General features: G+C 61.3%; 25 protein-coding genes, 1 tRNA gene and 1 pseudogene. 8 read left to right on the top strand and 19 right to left on the bottom strand.

The window, feature by feature from the left end; all coding sequences use genetic code 11:
* A partial coding sequence (locus NKI54_RS34230; RefSeq protein WP_352694222.1) for a hypothetical protein occupies positions 1 to 427 on the top strand: 427 nt, incomplete at its 5' end.
* A gap of 308 nt (positions 428 to 735) precedes the next feature.
* Here NKI54_RS34230 and NKI54_RS34225 read toward each other — a convergent pair.
* From NKI54_RS34225 to NKI54_RS34210, 4 genes are all read right to left on the bottom strand, one after another.
* Positions 736 to 1,464, bottom strand: a complete 729-nt coding sequence (locus NKI54_RS34225; RefSeq protein ID WP_352694220.1) for a hypothetical protein — start codon at positions 1,462 to 1,464, stop codon at positions 736 to 738.
* Between the two features lie 253 nt (positions 1,465 to 1,717).
* The gene (locus NKI54_RS34220) at positions 1,718 to 2,287 is read right to left on the bottom strand and encodes a hypothetical protein (RefSeq protein ID WP_352694218.1); all 570 of its coding nucleotides are present in this window, start codon (positions 2,285 to 2,287) and stop codon (positions 1,718 to 1,720) included.
* 13 nt (positions 2,288 to 2,300) lie between these two features.
* Positions 2,301 to 4,583 carry an AAA family ATPase gene (locus NKI54_RS34215; protein ID WP_352694216.1) on the bottom strand — a complete coding sequence of 761 codons (2,283 nt, stop codon included), beginning with the start codon at positions 4,581 to 4,583 and terminating at the stop codon, positions 2,301 to 2,303.
* Between the two features lie 52 nt (positions 4,584 to 4,635).
* On the bottom strand, positions 4,636 to 4,896 hold the full coding sequence (locus NKI54_RS34210) for a DUF4113 domain-containing protein (RefSeq protein ID WP_352694214.1): 261 nt from the start codon (positions 4,894 to 4,896) through the stop codon (positions 4,636 to 4,638).
* Between NKI54_RS34210 and NKI54_RS34205 the strand changes: the two genes are divergently transcribed.
* From NKI54_RS34205 to NKI54_RS34185, 5 genes are all read left to right on the top strand, one after another.
* Complete coding sequence (locus NKI54_RS34205; RefSeq protein ID WP_352694223.1) at positions 4,866 to 5,081, top strand: hypothetical protein; 216 nt, start codon at positions 4,866 to 4,868, stop codon at positions 5,079 to 5,081. The genes NKI54_RS34210 and NKI54_RS34205 overlap by 31 nt on opposite strands.
* Before the next feature lie 88 nt (positions 5,082 to 5,169).
* Complete coding sequence (locus NKI54_RS34200; RefSeq protein ID WP_352694212.1) at positions 5,170 to 6,429, top strand: hypothetical protein; 1,260 nt, start codon at positions 5,170 to 5,172, stop codon at positions 6,427 to 6,429.
* Entirely contained in the window at positions 6,426 to 7,628 is a 1,203-nt protein-coding gene (locus NKI54_RS34195) for a hypothetical protein (protein WP_352694211.1), read from the top strand. Before NKI54_RS34200 ends, NKI54_RS34195 begins: the two co-directional genes overlap by 4 nt.
* Positions 7,629 to 8,011: 383 nt before the next feature.
* Positions 8,012 to 8,806 (top strand): tetratricopeptide repeat protein, encoded by a 795-nt coding sequence (locus NKI54_RS34190; protein WP_352694209.1) that lies wholly within the window; start codon positions 8,012 to 8,014, stop codon positions 8,804 to 8,806.
* A 386-nt stretch (positions 8,807 to 9,192) separates the two neighbouring features.
* Positions 9,193 to 10,944 (top strand): adenylate/guanylate cyclase domain-containing protein, encoded by a 1,752-nt coding sequence (locus NKI54_RS34185; RefSeq protein WP_352694207.1) that lies wholly within the window; start codon positions 9,193 to 9,195, stop codon positions 10,942 to 10,944.
* A gap of 214 nt (positions 10,945 to 11,158) precedes the next feature.
* On the opposite strand, the gene NKI54_RS34180 is transcribed toward NKI54_RS34185, so the two are convergent.
* From NKI54_RS34180 to NKI54_RS34135, 10 genes are all read right to left on the bottom strand, one after another.
* On the bottom strand, positions 11,159 to 12,868 hold the full coding sequence (locus NKI54_RS34180) for a DUF6538 domain-containing protein (RefSeq protein WP_352694205.1): 1,710 nt from the start codon (positions 12,866 to 12,868) through the stop codon (positions 11,159 to 11,161).
* Positions 12,869 to 12,965: 97 nt separating this feature from the next.
* A tRNA-Leu gene (locus NKI54_RS34175) sits at positions 12,966 to 13,050 on the bottom strand.
* 73 nt (positions 13,051 to 13,123) lie between these two features.
* Positions 13,124 to 13,744 carry a 2,3-bisphosphoglycerate-dependent phosphoglycerate mutase gene (locus tag NKI54_RS34170; RefSeq protein ID WP_352636208.1) on the bottom strand — a complete coding sequence of 207 codons (621 nt, stop codon included), beginning with the start codon at positions 13,742 to 13,744 and terminating at the stop codon, positions 13,124 to 13,126.
* Positions 13,745 to 13,802: 58 nt separating this feature from the next.
* The gene (gene dapB, locus NKI54_RS34165) at positions 13,803 to 14,636 is read right to left on the bottom strand and encodes a 4-hydroxy-tetrahydrodipicolinate reductase (RefSeq protein ID WP_352620859.1); all 834 of its coding nucleotides are present in this window, start codon (positions 14,634 to 14,636) and stop codon (positions 13,803 to 13,805) included.
* Positions 14,633 to 16,492: an ABC transporter ATP-binding protein gene (locus tag NKI54_RS34160; protein ID WP_352620857.1), complete on the bottom strand. Its 1,860-nt coding sequence runs from the start codon at positions 16,490 to 16,492 to the stop codon at positions 14,633 to 14,635. The genes dapB and NKI54_RS34160 overlap by 4 nt, the downstream gene beginning before the upstream one ends.
* A gap of 119 nt (positions 16,493 to 16,611) precedes the next feature.
* Positions 16,612 to 17,637, bottom strand: a complete 1,026-nt coding sequence (locus tag NKI54_RS34155; protein ID WP_352451886.1) for a glucokinase — start codon at positions 17,635 to 17,637, stop codon at positions 16,612 to 16,614.
* A 121-nt stretch (positions 17,638 to 17,758) separates the two neighbouring features.
* Positions 17,759 to 18,835: a penicillin-insensitive murein endopeptidase gene (gene mepA / locus NKI54_RS34150; protein ID WP_502898305.1), complete on the bottom strand. Its 1,077-nt coding sequence runs from the start codon at positions 18,833 to 18,835 to the stop codon at positions 17,759 to 17,761.
* 56 nt (positions 18,836 to 18,891) lie between these two features.
* Entirely contained in the window at positions 18,892 to 19,800 is a 909-nt protein-coding gene (locus NKI54_RS34145; protein ID WP_352636213.1) for an SDR family oxidoreductase, read from the bottom strand.
* Complete coding sequence (gene queG / locus NKI54_RS34140; RefSeq protein WP_352575350.1) at positions 19,797 to 20,957, bottom strand: tRNA epoxyqueuosine(34) reductase QueG; 1,161 nt, start codon at positions 20,955 to 20,957, stop codon at positions 19,797 to 19,799. The genes NKI54_RS34145 and queG overlap by 4 nt, the downstream gene beginning before the upstream one ends.
* Entirely contained in the window at positions 20,938 to 21,630 is a 693-nt protein-coding gene (locus NKI54_RS34135; RefSeq protein ID WP_352476844.1) for a glutathione S-transferase family protein, read from the bottom strand. The genes queG and NKI54_RS34135 overlap by 20 nt, the downstream gene beginning before the upstream one ends.
* Positions 21,631 to 21,792: 162 nt before the next feature.
* On the opposite strand from NKI54_RS34135, the gene NKI54_RS34130 reads away from it, so the two are divergent.
* Complete coding sequence (locus NKI54_RS34130) at positions 21,793 to 22,599, top strand: undecaprenyl-diphosphate phosphatase (RefSeq protein WP_352575348.1); 807 nt, start codon at positions 21,793 to 21,795, stop codon at positions 22,597 to 22,599.
* A gap of 94 nt (positions 22,600 to 22,693) precedes the next feature.
* The gene (locus NKI54_RS34125; protein ID WP_352575346.1) at positions 22,694 to 23,944 is read left to right on the top strand and encodes a flavin-containing monooxygenase; all 1,251 of its coding nucleotides are present in this window, start codon (positions 22,694 to 22,696) and stop codon (positions 23,942 to 23,944) included.
* A gap of 75 nt (positions 23,945 to 24,019) precedes the next feature.
* On the opposite strand, the pseudogene NKI54_RS36640 reads toward NKI54_RS34125, so the two are convergent.
* The 5 genes and pseudogenes from NKI54_RS36640 to rsmI all read right to left on the bottom strand — a co-directional run.
* Positions 24,020 to 24,147 (bottom strand): annotated as a pseudogene (locus NKI54_RS36640) (YraN family protein); the annotation flags it as partial.
* Positions 24,148 to 24,246: 99 nt separating this feature from the next.
* Complete coding sequence (locus NKI54_RS34120; protein ID WP_254817997.1) at positions 24,247 to 24,483, bottom strand: metallothionein; 237 nt, start codon at positions 24,481 to 24,483, stop codon at positions 24,247 to 24,249.
* A gap of 83 nt (positions 24,484 to 24,566) precedes the next feature.
* Positions 24,567 to 25,535, bottom strand: coding sequence for a complex I NDUFA9 subunit family protein (locus NKI54_RS34115; RefSeq protein ID WP_352620850.1), 969 nt, complete (start codon positions 25,533 to 25,535; stop codon positions 24,567 to 24,569).
* A 192-nt stretch (positions 25,536 to 25,727) separates the two neighbouring features.
* Positions 25,728 to 26,105 (bottom strand): YraN family protein, encoded by a 378-nt coding sequence (locus NKI54_RS34110; protein ID WP_023678973.1) that lies wholly within the window; start codon positions 26,103 to 26,105, stop codon positions 25,728 to 25,730.
* The coding region (gene rsmI, locus NKI54_RS34105) for a 16S rRNA (cytidine(1402)-2'-O)-methyltransferase (RefSeq protein WP_352694200.1) at positions 26,098 to 26,712 on the bottom strand (615 nt) is incomplete at its 5' end. The genes rsmI and NKI54_RS34110, both read right to left, overlap by 8 nt.

Here is a 26,712-nt window from a genome sequence, read left to right as displayed (position 1 = left end):
TTTCTGCTCATCTTCTTCCATCACAAGGTGTCCACCTATTTTGGTGGACACCTCATGCATCAGAGCACTCAACAGCAAAAGGTGCGGGGAAATTCGCGCTTACATCGTTTTGGCGCGGCGCCCAGACGAGAACAGCCTCGTCGGTCTTATCGAAACCAGTCTCTTTATGAATTGGTCGTCAACGCGCGTTCGCTTTTGGTGGACGGACATCATAAGCGACGCCGCGCTTGGCCTCAGGTTCGATGTCGACGGCATGAGAGATGCCGAGGCACATGGGAGGCATTGCCGGGCAAAACACCCGAACTGGGAGATCACCGTTTGGGATGCGCACGATGAAAACCTTCCGATCTCGATCGATTGGAACGCATGGGCGGACGCAGATGACAAATACTGCCACCGAAATCCGACGTTCGCCATGAAGGAGTGAGCTGGCTCTTCGCGGCTCTCTTAAGACATTGAAGCCCCTTGGTCCTTCTCTGGCCCATACCAGTCACAGACTGAACGTCAGGAATGCGCCGCAATTCGGACTCTTGGATAAGCGTTCACCGATCCTGAAAGCCGTCATGCGCTGCCTAACAGCAAGAGCCTCAGTCGCCGCCAACTTGGAGAGCGAATTAGAATTGAGATTGAATGATAAAGGACGTTCTCATTGATAGAACATTGAGGCAATGCAACTTGCGTTAACACTACTGGCAGGTGAGTGTCAGAGCTCGGTCCGCTCGATGGCGGCTTCTTTTACTCTGCGCGAGTTCGACCCTCTTGATAGATAGGCTTGTAGGTTCGGAACATCGCCTCGAGGTCATATTGCTCCTTAAGCTCAGGTACGATTTGCAGAAGCGACCTGACCGCCACTAGTCCCGCGAAAGCGAGAATGGACGCTGCTTCCTCCATTTCGTCGGTGGACACTTGGGCATCGATCTCGACCGTAATCCATCCCGGTTTGTTTTGGTTCAACTGCCGGTGAAGGGATGTCCAGGTTACGTGAGCCGCATCAGCCGAGATCTCCCGATAGACGTGATTAAGCCGGGGGAACGGAGTTTCGATCTCAGAGACGAGCAGCTTTCCCTTTGCCTTGGAGCTGTCCTGAAGGAATTTCTCTAGGCTCTGCCTAGCGTCCGCCGGGAGTCCTCCAGGAGCGTTTTTTAAAAAGGTTTTTGCACGCGACCGGCGGCTCACCGTATCGTCGGTGTGCAACTGCTCGAGATAGCTGGCGTTCACTTCACCATGGTAGAGATGGAGGGCGCACTCAATGGCTGACCGGCAGTAAGACCGAAACGCCATGTCATGGCCTGCGTCCGCCAACGTCAGCGCTGCGCGAAGCTCCGCGCGCAGCCGCGCAAACAGGGCCAAAGCAACGGAGCGGCGTTCTGCATCCTCGAAGCCACTGACATCTATCGTCGATACGCCGAGCTCTTCGAGGGATTGATCAAATTTTCCTAGCCACGTCCGCCACGCGTTTCGCATCGAAATCTCGCCTTCTCGATCTACAGAGAGAATGTCTATTTAATATCAATTAGTTAGGTCAGCAATTAAGTTATGAGGCACTTTCCAAGGTAACTCGTCTGGCTGCAAAACAAGGCCCGCTCGGCCAATTGAACGACAAGGCTCGCTTGCCTGGACGAGGCAATGAGCGATTTTGGCAGAGATTGGATTGCAACACTATCAATAGGCTCCATCATGTGAGCCTTGTGTTGGCGTCATTTGAATAGGACGAAGGTTAGAGGGCCTTGAGAAATGCTGCATAGGCGGCGAGGTTCGGTAGCCTTGCTGAAGACCGCTGTGCGATGTGGGCGCGGTCTCCCTTTCGGTGAGAATCTGGCTGCACGCCGTCGTATCCGATCTCGCGTTGTGCGCCCTCAGCAAGCAGCCGGCACCATTCGCGAATCTCGTCTATTACCGCTGTAAATTCCGCCGTTGAGACGAACTGATCGGGCAGCTGGCCGTGAAAGAGTTTGTCCCGATATCGCTTGGCCCGTTTCAACGTCGTCACTAAGCGTGCATAGTCGGCGCCGACCATCGCCTGTAGCCCGACGCCGGCAAGGTCTGCAATTCCTTTGTCAAACATGGGAAATGAGAGATTTTTGGCGTCGTGCAGCGTCTGGCGAAGGGCCGGGCCGTCTCGCTCGATAAAAGCGCTCGATTGATATACCAAAAAGGTCAGTAGCTTGCGTATCTGGCGTTCCGCACGAAGGTAGACGAGGACGAAGGCATCAACCCCACACGTGCGGTGCTGCGAGGCGAGAATGTCACCTACAGGTTTGAACTCATAGTCAAAGTCATATTTCATCGGTTGAAACGCCTTAAGAGCGCCGGGTAAAACGGATCGTGCGTTGACTGAAATCCAACAATTGCTGGTCGTTGATCGCCACGGTCTGCCACGCAGGATTTGTGTCATGATGAAAGAGGTTGCCGTAGTCCTTTAAGGCCTCCAGCTCATTGATATCAGCGACGTTCATGAACTCATCCGGAGTGCCGAGACGCTGTCTGGCTGCACCAATAAACGGACCAAGCAACGTGGCTGCGGGAAAATGAGTGGGATAGGCGACCCTCAGAAACGCTTCGAGTTTTGGCCGAATTGCAGCCGCCACCTCGCGTTCGTCAATGCCAACACTGCTCCGGATGAATTGTTCGATGAGCGCATGTCTCCTATCATGCTCGGTGACATTATCTTGGCTTACGTCCCATGAAACCAACGTTGAGGATCCGTGGTCACGGACGACCTTCAAAGCAGAGCGATCCCCGGGACGCGTCTCTTCCCAAAGGTTGTAGAGGAACGACTTTGAGTGAGACAGCACAATGACCTGCTGTACATTGCCTAGGAGTCGGACGATCTCTCTTACGGTGGTGAGCGAGCGATGCTCATCAAGACTGGTCATCGGATCGTCGATGACAACGATCTTCTGGGCCAGACGAGGATCTCGGTTCAGCGAGGCGAAGAAAAATGCCAGCGCTAGCGCGTTGCGGTCGCCAGCACTCAATACGGTGTGAAAACCAGGATCGGCATCATTCGCAGGCACCAATGGTACCGCCTGCCGGTCAATCGTAACGGCATAGTTAGCTGCCGAACCTGATCGATTGTTGACCGATGCGACATTGGTAAGCCGAAAACCAGCGTTAAATCGCTTCAGATAGGCATTGATGGCAGTTTCATACGCGGGAAAGACCTGACCGCGATAATTGTCGAGGGCCGCGCGGGCAGCTGCTCTTGCCGTTTCCGTACTAGCCTTTGCAGCTTTCTCGTCGAGATACGCGGTACAAGCGGCATCCATAGCGGGCATTATCCTCGCCTCGTGTCGCCGCAGTATCGCCAAATCCTCTGAAAGCGTTGCCAGATTAGCTGCAGCGCTTCGTTCCTTTACAAGTAAGATGTTAGTGTTGAGCTCAATGAGCCTGGCGCTCAGGTCGTCCAGAGTCGCACAGGCGGTGTGATATGCCTCGACAGCGCTCCGAGCGTCCTCGGGTAGTGGGATCATCTCAAGAGGTTGCTCACTTTTGGCACTAAGGCAAAGAAACACTGCCTCGTGGGCTGCGTTCCACAGCCGCACAATCCGAGCGGTGTCTAGCGTGGTGTCCGGTATTTCCATAAAACGAGACCAGAAAGCGGCTTGCTCTCCTAGCACCCGCACGGATCGCTCAAAGGCCGCTTTGGCGTCCCCGTTATGATGGCCTCCGACGATCATCATCGCATCTGAGATATCGCGTTTCAGGCGCGTATAGCCGTCGCTAAAATAAGCCCGATAGTGCTGTATCAGAGTCGAGCCGGCCAAGGGCTGAGCACAAAACGGGCATCCGTCAGGTAAATGGCCCATCCTATTCATTCCGTCTTCGACCCAGGCTTCGCCCCCTTCGCCAAGTGCCGCGAAGTGTTCGTCCAGGCGCTCCGTGGCGAGATTCTCCAGCCCCTCGAGTCCAAGCGCCAAAACCCTCTCGATCGCCTCTAGATCAAACCGTGGCAGGGTCACGGCAGCAAAGACAGATTGCTGAGCCACCTCGCGTGCCGACCGTGCTGCCGCCAGATTGCGTTCCGCCTCCTGGATCTGCTCGGTGAGATTGTCGCGAGGCTCTAAGGCGCAGAATTGGTCTATCGTTAGCCGTCCCCGAATGTCGGCCGAAATCGCTTCCGCCGAACTTGCTAGCTGACGGTTGTGTTGCTCGATGCGAGTAATCTCGCCCTGCAGCCTACTGTTCAACGCAAGGCCCTGAGCCCCAATGATCAACTCATGCAGCTTCTGCCGATGGGCCGCATCTACGCTCATGCCGGAATAGACGTTCTCACTCACAAATCTATCGTCGAAGACAACGACGTCGGGCACTAACTGCGACCAGCGGCCGTTCTGGAAGACTGCAGTGTCGCCCGGGAGCCCAATAACCACCTGAGGCGAATGTGCGGCGGTTAAGCGTCGACGTTCCAAAATGAGATTTGCGTTGCCGCTGGCCAACGAACGCAGGATTGCGGCGAGTGTGGTTTTTCCTCGCCCGTTCTCCGCATATAACAAGGCGAACCTTGCAAGCGGCAGATGCGCCCCAGCTGAAACATTGTCGAACTGGCCAACATTCTGAAGCAAACGGAAACTTTGGACCAAGTCTTCCCCCTCAAATTTTTGGCCAAAACTAGCACAACAATCATGGTCGGTCTCAGCTGACTCGCGGCAGTTCCCCCCAATGGGTCGTGTACGCTGGCGATCGTCGCTCAAACTGCGTCGACCAGCCGCGCCTCATGCCCATGGCAGCCGTTGCGGCATTGAGGCGGCGGCGCTGGGCCCGGTCGATCGTCGCCAGCAGCGAGTTCTGAACCACGTTCGCCGCGTCAGCATCAAGCCTGCCTTGGCGTAACGGTGGTCGTCGCTCCAGGCCGCAGCCGCGGCATGGCACTGCGCGAAGCCGCGCTGGACGCATTCATCGAACGACAGCTTGCTGCTGTGATATCGCGAGAGCGGACGTTCGGCTATTCGGGCCCTAAGCCGCCTATCAGCGACGCGGCCCATGTCGTTCTCAGCGCCGAGCTTCTCTACATCCCAAAAGCAGACGTCGCTGGCACGACTAGAAAGTCTTGCGCCGCCAAAATCCACAGTGGATCGTGAACCCGTGAACGTAGTCACACGTACGAGATAACCTGTGCAAGTGACGTATACAATGTTAGTGCAATCTTGGGCTGGACGGGGGATTCACATGGACAAGCAGACGAAGGGTGCATGGGTCATCCATCACGGCAGGAAGGTCTCCGGCGACCAGCGCGGCGCGTCCGAATACAGCGCAATTGACCTAGCTGCAAAGGCGGCTTCGCTGCTGGTCAGGCTTGCGGAGAGCAAGCAGGCGGACCTGAGCAACAGCCAGGTGGTTGCCGCTGCACGGATCGGTGGCCTGAATCCTAAGACCGAGCTGCAAGCATGTCTCGGCCAGCTACAGGAACGCAGGGTCATCGACGTTGCCGCTGACGGCGCCGTTTCGGTTATTGGCGTGACCGGCCGCACCGCGCTCGGTCACGCCGCCGACCTTTTCGACGAGAACGAACCGCAGCCGTTCGAGCGGGCTTCCCTTGGGCTTGCCGAGCTCGCATCTTCCGCGCCCGTCGGCGTGAAGGCCGCGTCGGAATATATCGGCGATATCTATAAGCTGTCCAAAAGCGACACTTCCGATTTCCTCACCCAGGCGTATGGCATCGGTTTCGTTGACGCCGAGGGCGAAGGCGATGACCGCCTTCTGTTCAACGGCAACCTGTTCCGGCGGAACACGGCCGAAAAGACCAAGAAAGTGCTCGACTCGCTGACGCCAGCCGAACAGGCTAGCCTTCGGCAGTTCGAGGAGCTGCTCAAGCTGAAGGGCGCGATCGTGGCTACTCACGCGAGGAAGATGCTTGGCGCTCCGCTGCTCTCGAAGCTGCAGGCCGCAGCCGTCTTCGACATCAACGTCGTGTCCAATGAGGCAGGAGAACACGCGTTCATGACGTCGCCCGGCGCGTTCCACAAGTTCACGAGTCCGCTGATCGACGACGCGTTTGATCATGCCAAGGCTCTGGTGTCCGCGCTGAGCTACGGCATGTCTCAGAGCACGCCTGTCCGCGGCCGAATTTGGGGAGTTGAACTAATCCTCGGCAAGCTACTCCGAGGCCAGGCTGTCGGGCCAGCCCCCGCTATCGGTAGCGACTACAGGGCGCTGGAGTTCGAGCGGGTCGTACAGATCACGCAAACCGGGAACGGCTATTTCACGATGCGCCTCCTGAAGATGGAGGTGGGTCAGATTGCCCTGCAGGTTTTGAAGGGTGGCGATGCCGCCGCTGCGGCGCTGGAGGTTCTTCCGAGCGCTGGCATGAGCGGATACACTCCGCCGGAGGCCGCTCGAACGGATTTCCGGACCAAGAAGCAGGGAGCGCAAAGCAAGTCGCAGATGCGGACGCTGTTGAGCGCTGTGCGCGGTGGAGGCAGCCTATGATGGCCAAGGCCAGTGGTGCAAAGGGTCTGAAGACCGAAGAGCTGATCAGAGCCTATTTTCTTCGTGCTGGTTTCTTCGTCATGCGAGGCATCAAGCTGCGGCATGACGGCATCGAACTGACCGACATCGACATGTGGGTATACGAGCGTTCAGCGACGCTAGCCCGCCGTCGCACCATCATCGACATTAAGGACAAGAAGACCCCGCAGGCAGCGGAGCGGCTTTTCTTCGTCAAGGGCGTGGCAAGCGTCATTGCCGTCGAAGGCGCGGGCGTCGCGACCACCGACAACCGCCCGATGCTGCGGGAATTGGCGCGGAAGCATGGCGTGCTGTGGATTGACGGAGCGGACCTGCAGCGGCTGAAGGACAGCGACGCACTGTCCGGCCTGAACCGCATGACCGAAGAAGAGTTCATCAGCGAGATCGCGGATATCGACAACGCGAGGAACGGTCGCGTTTTCCGGGACAAGATTGACGAGGTGAAATCCGCAGTCGCCGACAGGTTCGGGCCATCATGCGCCAACACCGCGCTCGAAGGCTTCCAGCTTTTCGCGCGCGAGGTCGTGAATGCGCATCCTGCCTCCGCCGCGGCCAGGGGAGCAGGACGCCTTTCCTATCTCTCCGCCGCCATCGCCGCCGCCGCCTTCGATTTCGCATCTGCGGACACGGCTCTCAGGCCCACGGCCGAACGCGTGCGCCACATGACTGACGCTGTCCGTTTCGGGGCTAACACCGAGGGTGCGCTGGCCAACCTGCGGTGGACCGAGGCTGCGATCAGGGAATACTTGCCGAACGGCGCGGGGTTGGCTCAGGTGATCCGGGAGAAATTCACGGCTGAGCTGAACGCGGTTCCTGCCGAAGGACTCGCCGAGATCGTCATTAGGCTAAGCAATTCGGAGAAGCTGTTTAGCATCGCGAAATCTCTTGAGAAGGCCGCCTACGCTTCGCATCTGGTTTCCTTCGATCACCTCGATGCGGATACAAAGGGGTTTCTTGGTGCGTTGCTCGACTTCGCCGATATCAGCCGACCAAAGTTCGCGGACGGTTGGATAGGCCGCCCGGAGGCTGACACTGGCGGTTCCGGCAGGTTCATGGAAGTCGAGAATGGCGATCGAAAGGTATCGGACAAGGGCGAGGAACGTTCTGATAGAAGGGAAACCCCGCCGGCTCCGGGAAAAAATCAGCGCCGTCTGCTGTGACGCCCCTCTCGTCGATCGTGCGACTGCTGCCCGGCCTCAGATCTGCTTGAAAACAGTGTCCTGTCCAAACGGCCTAGGCGCGAACGAAACCGCAATTGCTTTCCGAGCGTCCGCAATCCGAGACCTCAGCTTTCCGCGTACAGCGTCTGCTTATTCCTATTCAACCGCCGAAAGCTGCCAGTCCGCTCCCGTGACCCAAACTGGACCAGCCATAACGGCTATCTCGGAAGCGGAACGGCCGCTTTCGTGAACAGCGCGAAAAGCAGTCGCTCATGAGGCTTATGCTGAAACAGAATTGCCCAATTCTGTTTCATTTGGTCTAGTGCCATCGTGAAGCTGATGGTGCGCAGCTCTATAAAAACTGGCAGAGGAAGAATGTTGCCGTGCTGAAGCGTATTCTCGCCGGGTTCATCGTCGCTATAATGCTGGTCGGTCCGACGATTGCTGGGCCATTCGAGGATGGCGTTACCGCTTATAAGCATGGCGATTATGCCGAGGCGGCAAAGTCGTATCGGCTAGCAGCCGACCAAGGCCATGCCGATGCCCAATTCAACCTCGGTCATATGTACGCCACCGGCCGAGGCGTCCCGCAGGACTATGTTGAGGCGATGAAGTGGTTTCGTCTGTCAGCCGGCCAAGGTCATGTGAAGGCCATTACCAGCTTAGGCATCCTGTATGCCCAAGGCCATGGCGCCCCGCAGGACTATGCCGAGGCGGCAAAGTGGTGTCGTCTGGCGGCCGAACAAGGCAATGCCGAGGCCCAATACCTCCTCGGTTACATGGTCGCCACCGGCAAAGGCGTCCCGCAGGACCGTGCCGAGGCGGCAAAGTGGTATCGTCTGGCGGCCGAACAAGGCAATGCCGAGGCCCAATACTTCCTCGGTTACATGGTCGCCAACGGCCGAGGCGTCCCGCAGGACTATGCCGAGGCGGCAAAGTTATATCGGCTGGCGGCCGGACAAGGCCATGCCTTTGCTCAGCACGAGCTCGGATTTTTGTATGCCACCGGCCAAGGCGTCCCGCAGGACTACGTGCTTGCATACATGTGGTTCAATTTAGCGGCGGCGCAGGGGCACAAGGTTGCGGTTCTGAACAGGAATAACGCCGCTAGCAAAATGTCTCCCGACCAGATCGCCGAAGCACAGCGCCTGGCGCGAGATTGGAAACCCACAAACTGACAAGCCTCCCTTTCGACAAAAGGCAGCGTCTACGTTTGAAACAGAATCGGAGTATTCTGTTTCACAGATCGAACGTCCGCTTTAAGAGCGATGACGGTGACGATACGAGCGTGCGTAATGGGTCGGCAGCGTAATGTCGGTTTTCTGGCCTATTCATCCGGGAATCGGACAGTCCGCTCTCGACTCCAAGGCTGCCTGTCTGAGAAGCGCCTTTGGCGCATCGGCCCGATTGCGATCGTGCAACCGCTCCTCGAGAGCGGTCACTCCTTCACGACCCAAAGCTCTGCTTCTTCGTTCGTAGCGGAACGGATTGCAATGGTATCTCGCTGGCCACAAACTGCGCGGCATCCGTCCGCAGCTGTGATAGGTTCGGGTATGGGCATGCAATGACCGAAGTACGCAAGCTCGCGGCAATCCTGGTGGCGGACATCGTCGGCTTCAGCCGTCTGACGGCGAGTGACGAGGATCGTACGCTCGCTCGCATCCGCACGCTGCGAAGCGACCTCGTCGACCCGACCATCGCAGTTCATCGGGGTCGGGTCGTGAAGAGCACCGGCGATGGCGTGCTGTCCGAGTTTCGGAGCGGCGTTGACGCGGTCCGCTGCGCTATGGAGCTGCAGGTAGGGATGCTCGAGCGCAATTCCGGATTGCCGGCAGAGCGTCGAATTGAACTGCGCATCGGTATTCATATCGGCGATGTTGTCGAGGAAGCGGATGGCGACTTGATGGGCGATGGCGTCAATATCGCTGCTCGTCTGGAGGGCATAGCGAAACCAGGAACCATCTGCCTGTCCGAAGATGCCTACCGTCAGGTGCGGAGCCGGCACGACCTCGCGATTTGTGATCTCGGCGAGAGAGTCCTTAAGAACATTGCTGAGCCGATGCGTGTTTATGCGCTGGAGGTCGGTACGCCTGCCCGTCGCGAGCCAACTGTCTTAATCGGCGCCACACCGGCTCCGCTCGCCCTTCTCGACAAGCCGTCCATCGCCGTGCTGCCCTTCATCAACATGAGCGGCGACGCCGAACAGGAGTTCTTTACCGACGGCCTGACAGAGGACATCATCACCGATCTCTCCAATGTACCGGGCTTCTTCGTAATCGCCCGTAACTCCACCTTCGCCTACAAGGGCAAGCCTAGTGATGTCCGTCAGATCGCTCGCGATCTAGGGGTCAAGTACATACTTGAGGGCAGCGCGAGGCGGTCCGTCAAGCGTTTGCGTGTAAATGTGCAGCTGATCAACGCGGCGGAAGGCGGCAATCATGTCTGGGCCGAGCGTTTCGACCGCGAAATCGCCGACATCTTCGACGTTCAGGACGAGGTCACGCGACGCGTTGTTGAAGCGATTTCTGGCAAGCTTGGTGAAAAGAATATTGTTGCCCGTTCCCGACCGTCAAATCTCGAAGCCTATGATCTTTGTGTTAGGTCGCGAGGCAAATGGAACATGTCGAGATCAGACAACAGTGAGGCGTGTGCTGATTTGGAACGTGCCGTTCAGATCGATCCAAACTACTGCGAAGCGCACAGCAATCTTGCCATCTCACTGCTATTTGGCTGGATTATTTGGGGCGAACCACAGATACCCGGTCGCGCAAAGGCTCTGATGCACGCACAACGGGCCGTGGAAATCGATCCTGGCGATTCCCATGCTCGCAGGATCCTGGGCTGCGTTCAGCTTAATGAGCGCAATTGGGATGAAGCAAAATTCCAATTCGATGCTGCCGTTCGGCTAAATCCCAACAATGCAGATGCGGTTGCATGGATGGGGGAGCTTCAAATCTACTTAGGCAAGCCGGAAGCGGCGCTGACCGCTTGTGCAGAGGCGCTGCGTTTAAATCCTCGTCCACCCGGTTGGTATTTCTGGATCATGGGAATGGCGCAAATTTCCTCCGGTCACTACGAGGAAGCTGTTGCGTCCTTGAGCAAGGAAGAAACCTACGGGACGGGTTCGAGGGAGCATCTGATTGCCGCACTTGCCCTTGGCGGCCGCATTTCTGAGGCACAGGAGGAAGCCCGCCTATTTCTTGCCGGCAATCCAAATTGGAGGTCCGCTGATTGGGCGGCGAACTCACCCTTTAAGAGCATGAGCACTGCGCAGCCGTTTGTTGATGGCTGGCATCTGGCGGGCCTGCCTGAGTAGGTGCATGTTGGCGGCGGTGAAATACCCGCACGCCCTGAAGCGGCGGACGTGGCGGCACCGGAGCGAGGCCTGCGAAAGCGCACTATCGCCCGGTCCATCTCTGATTTGCCACCCCGGTTCCGGCCCAAACGCTACGTCTGAGTAGTGGTTCGGCGATCACTGCTCTTGGCGCAATCATGAGGTTGCGAGCTTGCTCCAGCGCAGACGTGTAGCGCTAAGCATCTAAGGACACGCCGCGGCGCGGCGGCAGTTCGATCTTCTCGAGCGCTGATGCCATCAGCGCCAAGCCGATATGCCTGTACACACCCGAGGAACTGCTGTCGGTGTGGCCTTGGATAGCGTCTGCCACGCTGTCAGAAATGCCAACCCTTGACGCTTCGGTCTTGAACCAGTGCCTCAGCGCGTGGTTCGGCGCCTTGCGTGGATCGGAAAACCCATTCTTCCGAATCCAGGACGCCAGCCGGTTGGCAACGCCCTTCGAGGCGTGCTTTCGCTTTGGATCGCCTGACGAGCGGCCATAGAAGAGTGGCCCCTGTCCCTTCTCTGCCACGAATTCCAGGAATCCAGCTGTGAGAAGTGCGGGATGGATCGGCACCGTCCTTTCGCTTTCGGCATTTTTGAGGCTGCCGGCATCGCTCGCGGGCATGATCTTGACGACCTGGTATCCGTCTTCCTTAAACACATGACTGCCGTGGAGCTGTGCGACCTCCCCAATTCGAGAGCCTGTCGCGGCTGCCAACCAGGGGAGCCACTTCTTCCAGGGATCAGAAGCATTGCTGGCCAGGTCCAGCAGACGAGCCACCTCCTCGCCGCTGTAGCCGAGCATCTTCTTGCCCGCCTTCGTCTTACGCGCAACCTTGATGCCCTGGGAGGGGTCGGACGCCGCCAGCCTGTTCGCCACGGCAAACCTGAACAGCGCACGGGCGCAGCCGAGATAACCTCGCGAGATGGTTGCCGCCGCCTTGTTGGCTTTAACGAGCTTGTCTTTCCAGCCGACGATGTCCTCGGCGGCGATGCGAGTAATATCGTCCGCCTTGTCGCCGACGAATGATTTCAGGTCGCGCATGATGCCCCGCCAACTGGACAGTGTGCTGGCACTCGGATCGGTTTCCGCCTCCCAACGTTCGAAGAGTTCGTCGAGCGAGATCGGCTTGGCGGTTGGTACCGTCGGCAGGGAACGGCTAGGCGCCTCAGGATTTTCCACCTGCCGAAAATTGCCTGCGCGAAGATCGCCCAACGATGGATCGGGCTGCCCCTCGGCAATTGCCCGAAGTGCATCTAACTCGTCTTGAAGCAGCAACCGGCCAAGAGCGATCGCATCGGGCCGATTCATTCCGGGTATGCGGTCCTTGGCCGTCGCAACGAATTCAGCGAGATTTCCGGTCGCCCGCATGCCCTGCAGGATTTTGATGCGCTTGCTGAGACGAAAGCGGTTGATGAAGGCGACGATTTTTTCGAGATCGCCTTCGGCAACGAGGTGGTCGAAGTAAGTGTAGGCGTCCTGTTCTTCGTGCCCGAAATCCGCCGGCGCCGGCAGAGGTCCGAACTCGCCACGCCAGAACCGGGCTGGCTCCGCCGTCGCCTGGTTGAAGAACTCCGCACGGCGAACGAACTCTCGATCGCTCGCCGTAATGGCGTGCTCGCGGGCAATCTCGGAGAAGCGGGTGCGGATCGTCCTAGAGTCCTGCGGCACAGCTGCGCCGTGATCGTCCACGGCGACCTGATCGGCACGAATCTCGTCAAACTGGTTATCCAGTTCGACGCTCTTGCGAGCGAGACGCGACTTGGCTGTTTTCAGATCTTTTGTGCGCAAGGACCGGACCACGATTTTACGCCCGTATATAGGGGCAATGTCCGTGGGAACCCAAATCCGGCAATAAAAAGTGCCGCTTCGCGCCATCATCCGTTCGGGCAGTTTCGCCATCCGATTCGAGCCCCGACTATAACAGTCACTGTTACAACTGGGCCGAACTGGAAAAGCAAAATCAGAACCTGAATGAAATCAGGTACTTACAAGCTGATGGTGCCCAGAAGAGGACTCGAACCTCCACTCCTTGCGGAACACGGACCTGAACCGTGCGCGTCTACCAATTCCGCCATCTGGGCTGGTGCGCGCTCATTAAGCGGGCGAGGGATGAGTGTCAACGCGCTTTTTTGAAAGCCGCGTTCCTTCTCCGGCTCAATGCTCCAGCACTTCCTTCGACGCCACCGTGGAATCGGCGTTGAGCGTGTAGATGATCGGCACACCGGTGCCGAGCTCGAGCTCGACGATCTCCTCGCCCGATTTGCCGTCCAGCGCCATGATCAGCGCGCGCAGCGAATTGCCGTGCGCCGCCACCAGCACGGTGCCGCCGCGCAGCACATGCGGTTGCAGATCGTGCAGGTAATAGGGCCAGACGCGCGCGCCGGTGTCCTTCAGGCTTTCACCGCCGGGCGGCGGCACGTCATAGGAGCGGCGCCAGACATGCACCTGCTCCTCGCCCCATTTCTTGCGAGCGTCATCTTTGTTGAGGCCGGAGAGATCGCCATAGTCGCGCTCGTTCAGCGCCTGGTCGCGAATGGTCTCGAGATCGCTCTGGCCGACGGCGTCGAGAATATGCTGGCAGGTCTTCTGCGCCCGGATCAGCGACGACGTGAAGGCGATGTCGAATTTCATGCCGCGCGCCCTGAGCTTGGCGCCGGCCGCCTTGGCCTCGGCATGACCCAGTTCGGTCAGGTCGACGTCGCGCCAGCCGGTAAATAGGTTCTTCAGATTCCATTCGCTCTGGCCATGGCGCACGAGCACGAGAGTTCTCGACATATTTGCTCCTTCAAATCTTGTGGATCAGCCAAATCTGTGGATCAGCCAAGTCTGTGGATCAGCTTGTCAGGCCGAGCACGTCCCGCATCGAATAGAGGCCCGGCTTGCGGCCGCGCGCCCACAGGGCTGCCTTGACCGCGCCACGAGCAAAGATCGCCCGGTCTTCGGCGTGGTGGGCGAGCGTGATGCGCTCGCCGGTACCGGCCAGCACCACACTGTGATCGCCGACCACCGAGCCGCCGCGCAAGCTGGCGAAACCGATCGAGCCTGCCTTGCGCACGCCGGTATGGCCGTCGCGCACGCGAACATCGTTGCCGGCAAGTGCTACGCCGCGCCCGGCAGCGGCGGCTTCGCCGAGCAGCAGCGCCGTGCCCGACGGCGCATCGACCTTGTGCCGGTGGTGCATTTCCAGGATCTCGATGTCGAAATCGTCGGCATCGAGCGCGCGCGCCGCCTGTTCCACCAGCACCGCCAGCAGATTGACGCCGAGGCTCATATTGCCTGACTTGACCACCGTCGCGTGCCGTGCCGCCGCCGCGATCCTGGCATTGTCTTCGGCCGAGCAGCCGGTGGTGCCGATGACATGGACGATGCGCGCCTGTGCGGCGTAGCCGGCGAATTCGACGGTCGCGGCCGGCGTAGTGAAATCGAGCACGCCGTCGGCCTTGGCGAAGGCCGGCAGCGGATCGTCGCCGATCACCACCTCGAGCCTGCCGACGCCGGCCAGCTCGCCGGCATCCTTGCCGATATGGGGCGAACCGGCCCGCTCGATGGCGCCGGCGACGCGGGCGCCCGGTATCGTGTGGATGGCGCGGATCAGCGCCTGGCCCATGCGGCCGGCCGCGCCCACCACCACCAGGCCCATTTCACTAACGGTCGGCGTGTCACTCATGAATGTCTCCCGGCCGCCTTTTTCGCGCGGACATTTTGCGCCGCAGTCTGGATTGGCTTGCCGTCATCGACAAGCCCCAGCCCTTTCCTGCCTTGCACCCGGTGGAACCGGGCATAGACGCTGTGCGGGTCGGCCATCAGCGAGGCATGCGTGCCCTGTTCGACCAGCCGGCCCTGCTCCAGCACGATGATATGATCGGCATTGACCACCGTCGACAGCCGGTGCGCGATGACAATGGTGGTGCGCCCTTCCATGACATGGGTCAGCGCTTCCTGGACGCGGGCCTCGGCCTCGTTGTCGAGCGCCGAGGTGGCTTCATCGAGCAGCAGGATCGGCGCCTGCCGAACGATAGCGCGTGCAATCGATACACGCTGGCGCTGGCCGCCCGACAGCGTCACGCCGTTCTCGCCGACCGGCGTGTCGTAGCCTTGCGGCTGCTGGCGGATGAAATCGTGTGCCGCGGCCTGTTGGGCGGCGCGTTCAATCTCGGCGTCGGTGGCGCTCAGTCTGCCGTAGCGGATGTTGTCGCGGATGGTGCCTTCGAACAGATAGGGCTGCTGCGAGACATAGGCGATCGAGCCGCGCAGCGAATGCTTGGTGACTTTTGAAATGTCCTGGCCGTCGATTTCGATGCTGCCCGACTCGACGTCGTGGAAGCGCTGCAGCAGCGCAACCAGCGTCGTCTTGCCGGCGCCCGAGGCGCCGACGATGGCGGTCACCTTGCCGGCGGCGGCGACAAAGCTCAGGTCCTGCAGGACCGGCGCCTCTTCGACATAGCGGAAGGACACGTTGTTGAAGCGCACTTCGCCGGAGGCGAATTTCGCCTCGGCGGCTGCCGGCACGTCACCTTGCTGCGGCTCGAGGTCGAGAAGCTCGTAGATCATGCGCGCATTGACCAGCGACTTTTCCATACCGACCTGCATGCGCGCCAGCCGCCTGGCCGGATCATAGGCAAGCAGCAGGGCGGTGAGGAAGGCAACGACGGCGCCCGGCGGCTGGCCGCCGACGGTCGCCCGGTAGCCGGAATAGGCGATGACGCCGGCGACGGCGAAGCCGGCCAGCATGTCGGAGATCGGCGTCAGCCGTTCGGAGACGCGGGCGATCTTGTTTGCCCGCTGCTCGGCGCCGGCGACGAGGCCGCCGATGCGGCGCGACAGCTCGTCTTCCAAGGTGAAGGCCTTGACGATAGCGATGCCTTGCGTCGCTTCCTGCATGGCGCCGATCAGCCGCGAGTTGATCTGCACCGACTCACGCGTGATGCGACGCACCCGACGCATCAGATAGCTGACACTGTAGATCAAGGGCGGCCCGATCAGCAGCGACATCGCCGAGAGCACCGGGTCCTGCCAGATCATGACGCCGACCAGCGCGACAAGCGATACGGCATCGCGCGCCAGCGATGTCAGCGTCATCGACAGGAGATCGCGGATGCCGTTGACGTTCTCGTTGATCTGCGCGGCGAGCCGGCCCGAGCGGGTGTCGTTGAAGAAGCCGACGCCGAGCTTCATTAGATGGTCGAAGATGCGGCGCTGGTAGCGCGCCACCAGATTGTTGCCGATCTTGGCCAGCGTCACTGCCTGGCCGTAGCTGGCCAGCCCGCGCAGCATGAAGGCGGCCAGGATCGACACGCTGATCAGCGCGATAAGATCGCCGCGCTGCTTATAGAAGATCTGGTCGACGACATCCTTCATGATCCAGGCGGTGAAGGCGGTCGTCGCCGCGATCGTCACCAGGCACAGCACGGCAAGAGCATAGTACCAGCGATAATCGCGGCTGTTCTCGGCGACGATGCGGCGGATCACCGCCACGATCTCGCTGGGCCGGGCTTTCCCTTTGGTTGGTGCTGGAAGTGTCAAGTTGGAGCGCTTTGTGGTTTTGGCTTCGGCCGGCTGCAATTCGGCAACCTCTTAACGCCCCGATGGCGGCTTGCCTATGGCCGAGGACGGCGAAACTTCGTCGCGGCGCAGCTTGTATCCTAGACCCGCCAGCGCCGCCCCGCCGTCTGCACGCCGAACAGCGACGGATTTCTGGCATAGGCGGCCAGCCCTAAAAGCGCCGCCAGCGGATGGGTGATGACATAGACCGGCATGCTGCGCATCAGGGCGCTGTGCGGCGCCTTGTCCTCGAAGGCGGCGCGGAAATTGCCGGTGCGCAGTGCCGGCAGGATTTTTTGCGCGATGCCGCCGGTGAGAAACACGCCGCCGCGGCTCATGAACACTAGAGCGAGATCGCCGGCGGTGCGCCCCAGGCAAGTGACGAAGATCGACAGCGCCTCTTCGGCCACCGGATCGTTCTTTGCCAGTGCCGCGGCGGTGACCTCGGCAGGCGTTGTAAAGGGCGACGGCTTGCCGTCCGCCTTGGCCACCGCCCGGTAGGCATTGACCAGGCCGCGTCCGGACAGGATCTGTTCGCCGGAGATGCGGCCCTCGAGCTTCTCGATATGCGGAAACACCTGGAAATCGCGCGGCGAGCGCGGGCCGATATCCATATGGCCGCCCTCGCCGGGTACCGGTATCCAGTGATGCAGCGCATAAACCAGCCCGGCGACACCGAGCCCAGTTCCCGGGCCGAGCACCACCCGCCCGGAATTCGGTTCCGGCTCGTCGCCGCCGATCTTTTCCATGTGCTCTTCGCCGAGCGCGACGACAGCCAGCGCCTGCGCCTCGAAGTCGTTGAGCACCACGACGTCGCTGAGACCGAGACTGGCGAACATCTGTCTCGGCTTGACGATCCATGGGCAATTGGTAAGCGGGATCTCGTCGCTTTCGACAGGACCGGCTACCGCCAGCACAGCCGAATTCGGCCGGACCGACGAGCGGTCGAGCACGGCCGACTGGATCGCCTCGTCTATCGTATTGAAGTTGGCGGTCTGGACGATTGTCGGCTCGCCGGCCTCGGAATTCGCGTCGAGCACAATCGAGAAGCGCGCATTGGTGCCGCCTATGTCGCCGATCAGGATCGGAAATCGCAACAGAGTGTCGTCGTCGCTTACGCCTGGCATGCTCTCGTCCGTTCCCGACGCGTATCGCCGTTCTCTCGTTGACTAGCGCATGACCGCAAAAAGGGAAATCGGTTTTCGAAGTGGAGATGCACGGATGCAGACAGCAAACACGCTGCCCGCATCAGTGCCCCGGTCGTGGCCGCGGCAGCGGAATGCCGATCTCGGGGGTCGCCACAAAGGCGTTCGCCGAGGCCGGAAGCGCTGCCGCGCCGGCTGCGACCGTCGGCGGCGGCGAAGGTTCTGCCGCGATCGGCACGCCGTCGCCATAGTAGGTGACTGCTTCCGCCGAGGGCGGAGCCGGCGCGTCGAGCACGAACTGGCATTGCCTGGGCAGGTTCGCCATCGTCATCACGTCGCGTGCCTTCGGCTTGTCCGGGTTCTTGTTGGGGCGCCACGGCCCCTCGGTGAACCACCAGGCCAGCGCCTGGTCGCAGCCATCGCCCGGCGCCGTCGCTTCCTGCGCCTTGCAGTCGGGTGATCCAGCCTGGCAGCCGATGCGAATGTGGAAGTGGTAGTCGTGGCCCCAGAACGGCCTGACCTTGCGCAACCAGCCGCGGTCGCCTTTGACCGTGTCGCAGAGCTTCTTCTTGATCCCTGGATTGACCAGGATGCGCTCGACTTCGGGATAGCTCGCGGCGCGCTTCAACAGCCGCGTATGCATCGGCGTCCACACGCCGTCCTTCACCAAGTGGGTTTTTTCATCGACCATCAAGGTAGCGCTGATGTTTTCGCGCTCTTCGGCCGAGAGCTTGCGGTCGGGCATCGGCGTCAGCCAGATGTCGGCGTCGAGGCCGATCTGGTGGGAGGCATGGCCGGTCAGCATCGGCCCGCCGCGCGGCTGCGAAATGTCGCCGATCAATAGGCCCGGCCAGCCGTCGGCGGCAGCGTCGCGCGACAATTTCTCGATCAGCGCGATCATTGCGGGATGACCCCAGCGGCGGTTGCGCGACGGCCGCATCACCTCCCAGTGCCGGCCATCCATGGGCAGGGCGACGCCGCCGGAAAAACAGCCTTTGGAGTAGAAGCCGATCGATTGCGCTGCTGCGACCGCCGGCAGCCTTTTGGCGCCAAACAGGTCTTTTGCCCGTTGCTCGGCGCCCGCCGTCTGCGTTGCCAGCGCTGTCAAGCTGGCGACGGCCAGTGCTGCCGAAAGCAGCAGTGTTTTGCCGGGCAAGGCTCGCTTTAACGTCTTCCCCAAGCTGGACCCCTCCGCGATTTGAACCGCATCATACCACGCCCCGCGCAACGTATCGATCATGACCGTTTCATCGGGCTGCGCGCCTCGCCGTCGCGCCAGTCGCCGCTCGCCCACATGGCGTCGAGCGCCGAACGGTAGTCGGGGAAGCGAAACCCATAGCCGGCCGCCTTGATCGCCGCGTTGGCGACACGCTTGTTCTCGCCGTAGAAGGACCGCGCCATGGGCGAAAGTTGGGCGGTCTCGAACGGAATTTCGGGCGGCGGCTCGATGCCCATCAATTGGGCGGCATAGGCGACGACGTCCTGCGGCGGCGCCGGCAGGTCGTCGGTGACGTTGAAGATGCCGCCGCGATTGCCTTCGGCCAGATGCCAGAGCGCGCCGGCAATGTCGTCGCAATGGATGCGGTTGAACACCTGGCCCGGCTTGACCAGCCGCCGCGCAGTGCCGTTTTCCAGATTGACCAAGGCGTTGCGGCCTGGCCCATAAATGCCGGAAAGCCGCAGGATCGCCACCGGCCGGCCGGTGTCGTGGCCCAGTTTCAGCCAATCCTGCTCGGCGGCAACCCTCATCGCTGATCGCTTCGATACTGGCCGGCATTCGGCGGCCTCGTCCACCCAATTGCCGCCATGGTCGCCATAGACGCCGACGGTCGAGAGATAGGCGATCCATTCGAGCTCCGGCATGTTGGCCGTGATCACCTCGCGAGCCGCACCCAGCACCGGGTCGCCGGCCTCGTCCGGCGCGACCGAGACGACGAGATGGGTTGTCTTCCCAAGCGCATCGCCGATTTCGGAGGTCAGCGTGCCATCGAAACGCAGCGGCACGATACCGGCTTGCCGCAGCGCCGCGAATTTTTCCAGCGACCGTGTTGTACCGAAGATCGCTGTGTCGGCATCCTTGTTGGCGCGGGCAAAGGCCTTGCCCGAATAACCGGCGCCGAAGATGAAAATCTGCTGTTTGGTCATGTATGTGCCTCGATCGGCTTTGGCAGGGCCAGAAGCCATTCGCCTCTCACCGCCTCGTCATCTTCTGCTTGCAATGCGGCCGCTGCACGCTCGGCAAACTCCCGACTCGGCACCAGCCGCAACAGCGCCCATACCGCAGCTCCGCGAACCAGGGGCGAGGCGTCGTCGAGCAGCGCGCGGACGGCGCCGGCCAGCGACAAGTCCTGGGAATTGCCGGCGGCGATCAGCACGTTGCGGATAAAACGGGCGCGGCCGATGCGCTTGACCGGCGAGCCCGAAAAAAGCACGCGGAAGGCAGCGTCGTCGAGGCGCAGCAGCTCGGCGATCGGCGGTTCGCGCAAGTCCGCGCGGGCGGCAAGCTTTGCCTCCGAAGCGGCTTGGGCGAACTTGTTCCACGGGCAGGCGGCCAGGCAGTCGTCGCAGCCATAGATGCGATTGCCGATCTTTTCCCGGAACTCATGCGGGATCGGTCCTTTGTTCTCGATGGTGAGGTATGAAATGCAGCGCCGCGCATCGAGCCGGTAAGGCGCCGGAAAGGCATCCGTCGGGCAAACGTCGAGGCAGGCCCGGCAGGAGCCGCAATGGTCGTCCTCAGGCGCGTCCGGCACCAGTTCGGCCGTCGTGAAGATGGTGCCGAGGAACAGCCAGGAGCCATGCGTTCGGCTGACCAGGTTGGTGTGCTTGCCTTGCCAGCCGAGGCCGGCCGCCTCGGCCAGCGGCTTTTCCATCACCGGCGCGGTGTCGACAAACACTTTCACGTCCCCGCCGGCGCGCGCCACGATCTTGCCGGCGATCTCCTTCAGCCGGCCTTTCATCACGTCATGATAGTCGCGGTTCTGCGCATAGGCCGAGATCGCGCCGCGGTCGCGCTTTGCCAGGATGTCGCGTGGGTCGTGGTCGGGGCCGTAATTCATCGCCAGCACGACGATCGAGCGGACCTCTGGCCAAAGCGTCGTCGGTTTGCCTCGCCGCTCGAGCGTTTCGGCAATCCAGCCCATCGAGCCGTGAAAGCCGTCGGCAACGAATTCGGCCAGCCGTTCCGGCGCCTGCGGAATCGCATCGGGCGTGGTGACGGCAACGGCGTCGAAGCCGGCATTCCGCGCCTCGCGGTCGATCAGCGCGCGCAGCTTTGCCGTATCAGAAATCGAGGTCCGCATAATGTGACACCGGCGACAGGCCACGCACCCGGTCGGACAGAAGCGGCCGGAACGAAGGCCGTGATTTCACCCTTGTATACCATTCGCGCGCGGCGCTGTGTTCGCGCCAGTCGATCTCGCCGAGATAGTCGAGCACCGACAGTGCTGCCGCCGCCGCGAGATCGGCATAGGTGACCTTGTTGCCGGCCAGCCAATGACGGGTGCCGGCCAGCCAGTTGGTGTATTTCATGTGCTGGCGGATATTGGCGCGGGCGGCGCGGATCGCCGCCGAATCGGGCGATCCGCCGCCTGCCGTTTCCGGCATGACCGGCTTCAGAACGCGTTCGCGCACCAGATGCCGGGTAACCTCGCTTTCCGCCTTGTTGAGGTACCAGTCGGTCAGCCGGCGGATTTCGGCGCGCTCCATCGGATCCTCGGCGAATAGCCGCTTGTCGCGCTTGAGTACGCCGCGCGTCTCGTCGAGATATTCGGCAATGACCATCGCGCCGACGATCGGCACGTCGCCTTCGGCGAGCAGGATCGGCAGCGTGCCGGCCGGGTTCAGCGCCAGGAACTCCTTGCGCCGCGTCCACGGCTTCTCCTCGATCAGCGCTAGTTCCTCGCCATACTCACCAAAGGCGAGGCGGACGAAGCGGCAGCTGGCGAACATCGGATGGTGGAAAAGCGTCAGCATGGTCCCGCGATAATAGAGCGCACTGGCAAATCGCCGGCTGCGCCGGTAAGTCTTGGCCGCCCGATTCAGCGGGCTGTCAGGGTGCTGCGACCTATAGGGGGAGTTCCGCGCCGTGACAAGCAAGCCCTTTTCTCAAGCCCTCACTCCAACGCCGAGGTTGCCATGGAAAGCCAGACCGTCGTCGAAGCGCTGCTGCTCGGCCTGCTCGAGGGCCTGACCGAGTTCATTCCGGTATCTTCGACCGGTCACATCCTTCTCGCCGGCCATTTCCTCGGCTTTCATTCGACCGGCAAGGCCTTCGAGATCCTGATCCAGCTCGGCGCCATATTGGCGATCCTCAGCGTCTACTTCCGCCGTCTCTGGAAGATGCTGCTCGAGCTACCCTACGATCGGCTGACGCGGCATTTCGTCCTTGGCATTCTCATCGCATTCCTGCCGGCGGCCATTATCGGCGCACTGGCGCATGACTTCATCAAGACGGTGCTGTTCGAATCGCCGCGGCTGATCTGCATCATGCTGATCATCGGCGGTGTCATCCTGCTGCTGGTCGATCGCATGAAGCCGAAGCCGTATTACCACGATGTCGAGCGGTTCCCGACCAGGCTTTATCTGCAGATCGGGCTGTTCCAGTGCTTGTCGCTGATCCCCGGCACGTCGCGCTCGGGTTCGACCATCGTCGGCGCGCTGCTGCTCGGGGTCGACAAACGGGCGGCGGCGGAATTCTCCTTCTTCCTCGCCATACCGACGATGGTCGGCGCCTTCGCCTTCGACCTGTTCAAGAATCGCAATGTGCTGAGCAGCGCCGACCTGCCCATCATCACCGTCGGTTTCGTCGCCGCCTTCGTCACGGCATTGATCGTCGTGCGCTTCCTGCTCGACTACGTCTCGCGCCACGGCTATGCGCTGTTCGGCTGGTGGCGGCTGGTCGTCGGCATCGTCGGGCTGGCGGGGCTGGCAATCTGGGGGTGAGCCGGCGCGGATAGCGCAATCCCAGCCGGAACTCTATTCTTGCCCGAAGCCGAGCCATACGATCTTGTGGACGTATGGTTGGCAGGGGGAATGCATGAGCGAAGTTCTTGACGCCCTCGTTATTGGCGCCGGTCCGGCGGGACTCGGCGTCAGTTACTTCTTGAAACGGCAGGACCGCGACCACCGCGTGCTCGATCGAGGCCGGATCGGCGAGACGTGGCGAACGCAGCGGTGGAACTCGTTTCGACTGAATTCGCCGACCATTCGCTCCATCTTACCCGGTGATTCCTACGAGGGGCCCGAGCCGTGGGGCGCGATAAGCCACCACGAATTTGTCGCGTATCTCGAAGGCTATGCCGAGCGGCACCGCCTGCCGGTAAGCACCCAAACTCCGGTGCAAGAGCTGACGAGAGACGACGGGATCTTTCGCATCACCACGACGGACGGGGCATTTCTGGCGCGCAACGTGGTGATCGCCACCGGCGACCAGAATCGGCAGGTCCGGCCAGCAGGGTCGGCGGATTTGCCAACCGCAATTGGCCAAGTCGATTCCTCGGCTTATCGCAACCCGGCCGAGTTCGAGAGTGGCGCGGTGCTGGTGGTCGGCAGCGGCCAGTCGGGCGGCCAGATCGCCGAGGATCTGGCGTTGGCAGGACGTGTGGTCTTTTTGGCGACCAGCCGCAACGGCCGTTGGGTGCGGCGCTACCGCGGGGGCAACATACTTAAATGGCTGACGCTGTCCGGTTTTCTCGACGTTCCGCGCAAGGAACTCGTCCTCCCTTCCGGCAAGCTGCAGGCCCGCGCGCTGGTCGGCGCGACGCACACGATCAGTTTGCAATCGCTGAGTGCGCAAGGCGTGGTGCTGCTCGGCCGCTTCAGGGGAGTGGAGAATGGCAGCCTCGTCTTCGGCGACGAGCTCGACGACCACATGCGATTTGCCGACGAGGTCTCCGCGAATACCAAGCGCCTGGTCGACGGGTACATTGAGCGCGCCGGCCTCGATGCGCCACTGGCCGAGGATGATCCGGCCGAGACGGTTGACCCGCGCTTGCCCGATCCTCCGATCCGCTCCCTCGACTGGACGGCAAGCGGCATCAGATCAGTGATCTGGTGCACGGGCTTCACCGGCGATTTCTCATGGGTCCGGCTCCCCGGCGCCCTCGATGCAGCCGGCCAGCCCGTCCACGAGGATGGCGTCGGCGCTGTTCCAGGTCTCTTTTTCGCCGGCCTCGATTTCGGATCGACGCGGAAGTCGGGCACCATACCGGCCATTCCAGAGGAGGCGGCCGCCGTCGTGGAGCGACTTGTCCAAGCGGGAGCCGACTTGCCACGGAACGGCGTCTAACCGTCGAACGCGGGTTCTTGAACGTGCAAGAACATGACAGCTCTGGCGCGATCAAGACGACGCACGCTGCCTTTTGTCGAAGCGCACCGACAATTTTCCGTAGTCCATTGGTGCGACAGCCAGAAATCGCGAGCACCTTCGATACGGCGCTCCGATTCGCGGCCGACTGCATCCATTGCCTCCATCAGCGTGCGGCGGCCTTGACCTCGGCTGGTCGTCGTCGTGCTGACAGCACTGGCCATATGGGATGAGCCGGCGCAGTCGTTCGGAATGGTCGACCTGGAGACGCCAAAGGAGGTGCGTCAAGGCGCACGATCGGTCAGCGCGCTCGCGCCTTCCTCCGCGGCGCAATGTGCGCAGCAGTAGATGATGTCATCCTGTTCGACGCCATGTCCGATGATCCGGCATCCGCAATGCGGACACGTCGGAGCAAGTTTCTGGACCGCGCATTCGAAGCTGTCGAATGTGTAGGTCTCGTCGGCCATCGTCACGTTGAAAGCCTTGTCGTAGTCATTCCCGCATTGATCGCATCTGGCCATAGTTCTTCTCCTTCTTTCACTGGCTTCAAGCTCGACCAACCTGTCGCGCGGCGATAGGTTCCCGCCAGGATCAGGGGGCCGTCCTAAGCCGGAGACGAGAGCGAGCCTACGCGACGGCGCTGTTCGATCGCACGGATCACCTCGTCGATATCCCGCGGCTCGATGTCGAGTTCCTTCAGGCCAGGCGCGTCGATTGCTGCCACATTGTCCTGACGCATAAGATCGATCTGGTTGCGCGTTATGGGGGCAGCCGGGAGGAGTTCCGCGACGCCAGCCAAGGCGTTCCATACCGCAAACGGCACCGGCATCAGCTTGACGTGCGTATCGAGCTGTCGGGCGATCTCCCGAAGCAGTTCCTTATAGGTATAGATACGCGGGCCACCGAATTCGAATATGGATGAACCCTGGGTTCGCCCGTCGATCAGCCGGCTCACTGCTTCTGCGACGTCTGCCACATAGACCGGCTGAAGCCGTGTGCCACCATCGCCGAACAGCGGATAGACCGGCAGGAGGCGTATCATCCTCACAATGGTCGTGAGGAAAGCGTCGTCAGGTCCTGTCATGACGGCGGGACGCACAATGAAAGCGCCGGGAAATGCGCTTTCCACGGCACCTTCTCCGCGCCCACGCGCCCTTATGTAATTCGAATCCGATTGAGGATCGGAGCCGATCCCTGAAATCTGGACGAACTGGTCGATCTCGCGGTCGCGCGACGCGGCAGCGAGATCGGCCGCGGCTTTCACATGCACGCGTTCAAAGGTCTGGACGCCCTGCTCGACGTAAAGACTGACGGCATTCACGACCGCCTGTGATCCGGTAATGGCCGACCCGATCGAGGACGCATCCAATATATCCGCCTCGACTGCTTCGGGCATCCTTGTAACCGAGGAAAAGACCAGGGCCACGCGAGCCGGATGGCGAGATGCGGCGCGCACCGTGAAACCTCTTTCCAGGAGCCGCTTCACGATCCTGCGCCCGAGAAAGCCAGTTCCGCCGAACACGGTGACGATCCGTTCCGGGTTGAGATCGTCGGGATCCATTTGCCTCGCCATCCCTTTGTCCTCGCATAGCTGCCACGCGGACTGCCCTGGCCGGCATTTGAACCAGCCCGTCGAACATCAGGACGATTGGGGAACAACGCAGGAACGCTTTTGTTCCAGTCAGCGCTGGGCGGATGCTTGACAGATCGGCAAACCATGATCTGAACCGCAGGCGCAGCAAAACGGCCCCACGTCGAGAATGGCCTAGTTTCGCCCGTAAAACACATTCTCGACATGCACCGGCCAGCGCCACGGCAGCACCGCCACCATGTCGAAGCGCACCGATAATTTTCCGTAGTCGGATTGGCGCGACAGCCAGAAATCGGCGGCGCCTTCGATGCGGTGCTCCGATTCGCGACCGACGGCTTCCATTGCCTCCATCAGCGTGCGGCGCGCCTTGACCTCGACGATCAGCACCAGATCGCCACGCCGCGCGATCAGGTCGATCTCGCCGAACCTGGTGCGGTGGCGGCGGGCCAGAATTCGGTAGCCTTTCAGCATCAGCGCCGCCGCCGCCAGCCATTCGCCGTGATGGCCGCGCCGGTAGGCCTTTTGCCGGCTGGCGCTCGGCCGTTCAGCCATCGCCGTCTCCGCCGGTCCCGTCTCTTCCGGCATTCTTGAGGTCGAGCAGCCGACGATAGAGCGTCTGCTTCTGGCCACCCGTCATCTTGGCGGCTTCCGCCGCTGCCTTGGAGGCCGGCATCTCGGCGGCGAGCGAAAGCAGCAGCCGGTCGATGTCTTCAGGCTCATCAGCGACAACATCCGCCAGGCCGACGCAGATGACGATTTCGCCTTTCGGCGTATCAGCTGCGGCGTAATGGCTGGCGAGCGACTGCAGGGTGCCGGTCCGCATCTCCTCGAAGGTCTTGGTCAGCTCGCGGCCGATGGCTGCCTTGCGGGCAACGCCCAGCACCTCGACCATGGCGCTGAGCGTCTCGGCCAGCCGGCGCGGCGATTCGAAGAAGATCAACGTTGCCGGCACCGCCTTCAGCGCTTCCAGCCGCGTCAGCCGCTGCCCGGTCTTCACCGGCAGGAAGCCGGCAAACAGAAACGCGTCCGAGGGCAGGCCGGATGCCGTCAAAGCGGCAAGTGCTGCTGATGGGCCGGGGATCGGCACGACACGAATGCCGCGTTCCAGCGCCTCACCGACCAGCCTGTAGCCGGGGTCGGAGATGAGCGGCGTGCCGGC

Source organism: Mesorhizobium sp. M0663 (assembly GCF_040320585.1).
Lineage (GTDB): Bacteria > Pseudomonadota > Alphaproteobacteria > Rhizobiales > Rhizobiaceae > Mesorhizobium.
The sequence above is the reverse complement of the archived record's forward strand: the minus strand, read 5'-3'. Positions and strand labels throughout refer to the sequence as shown.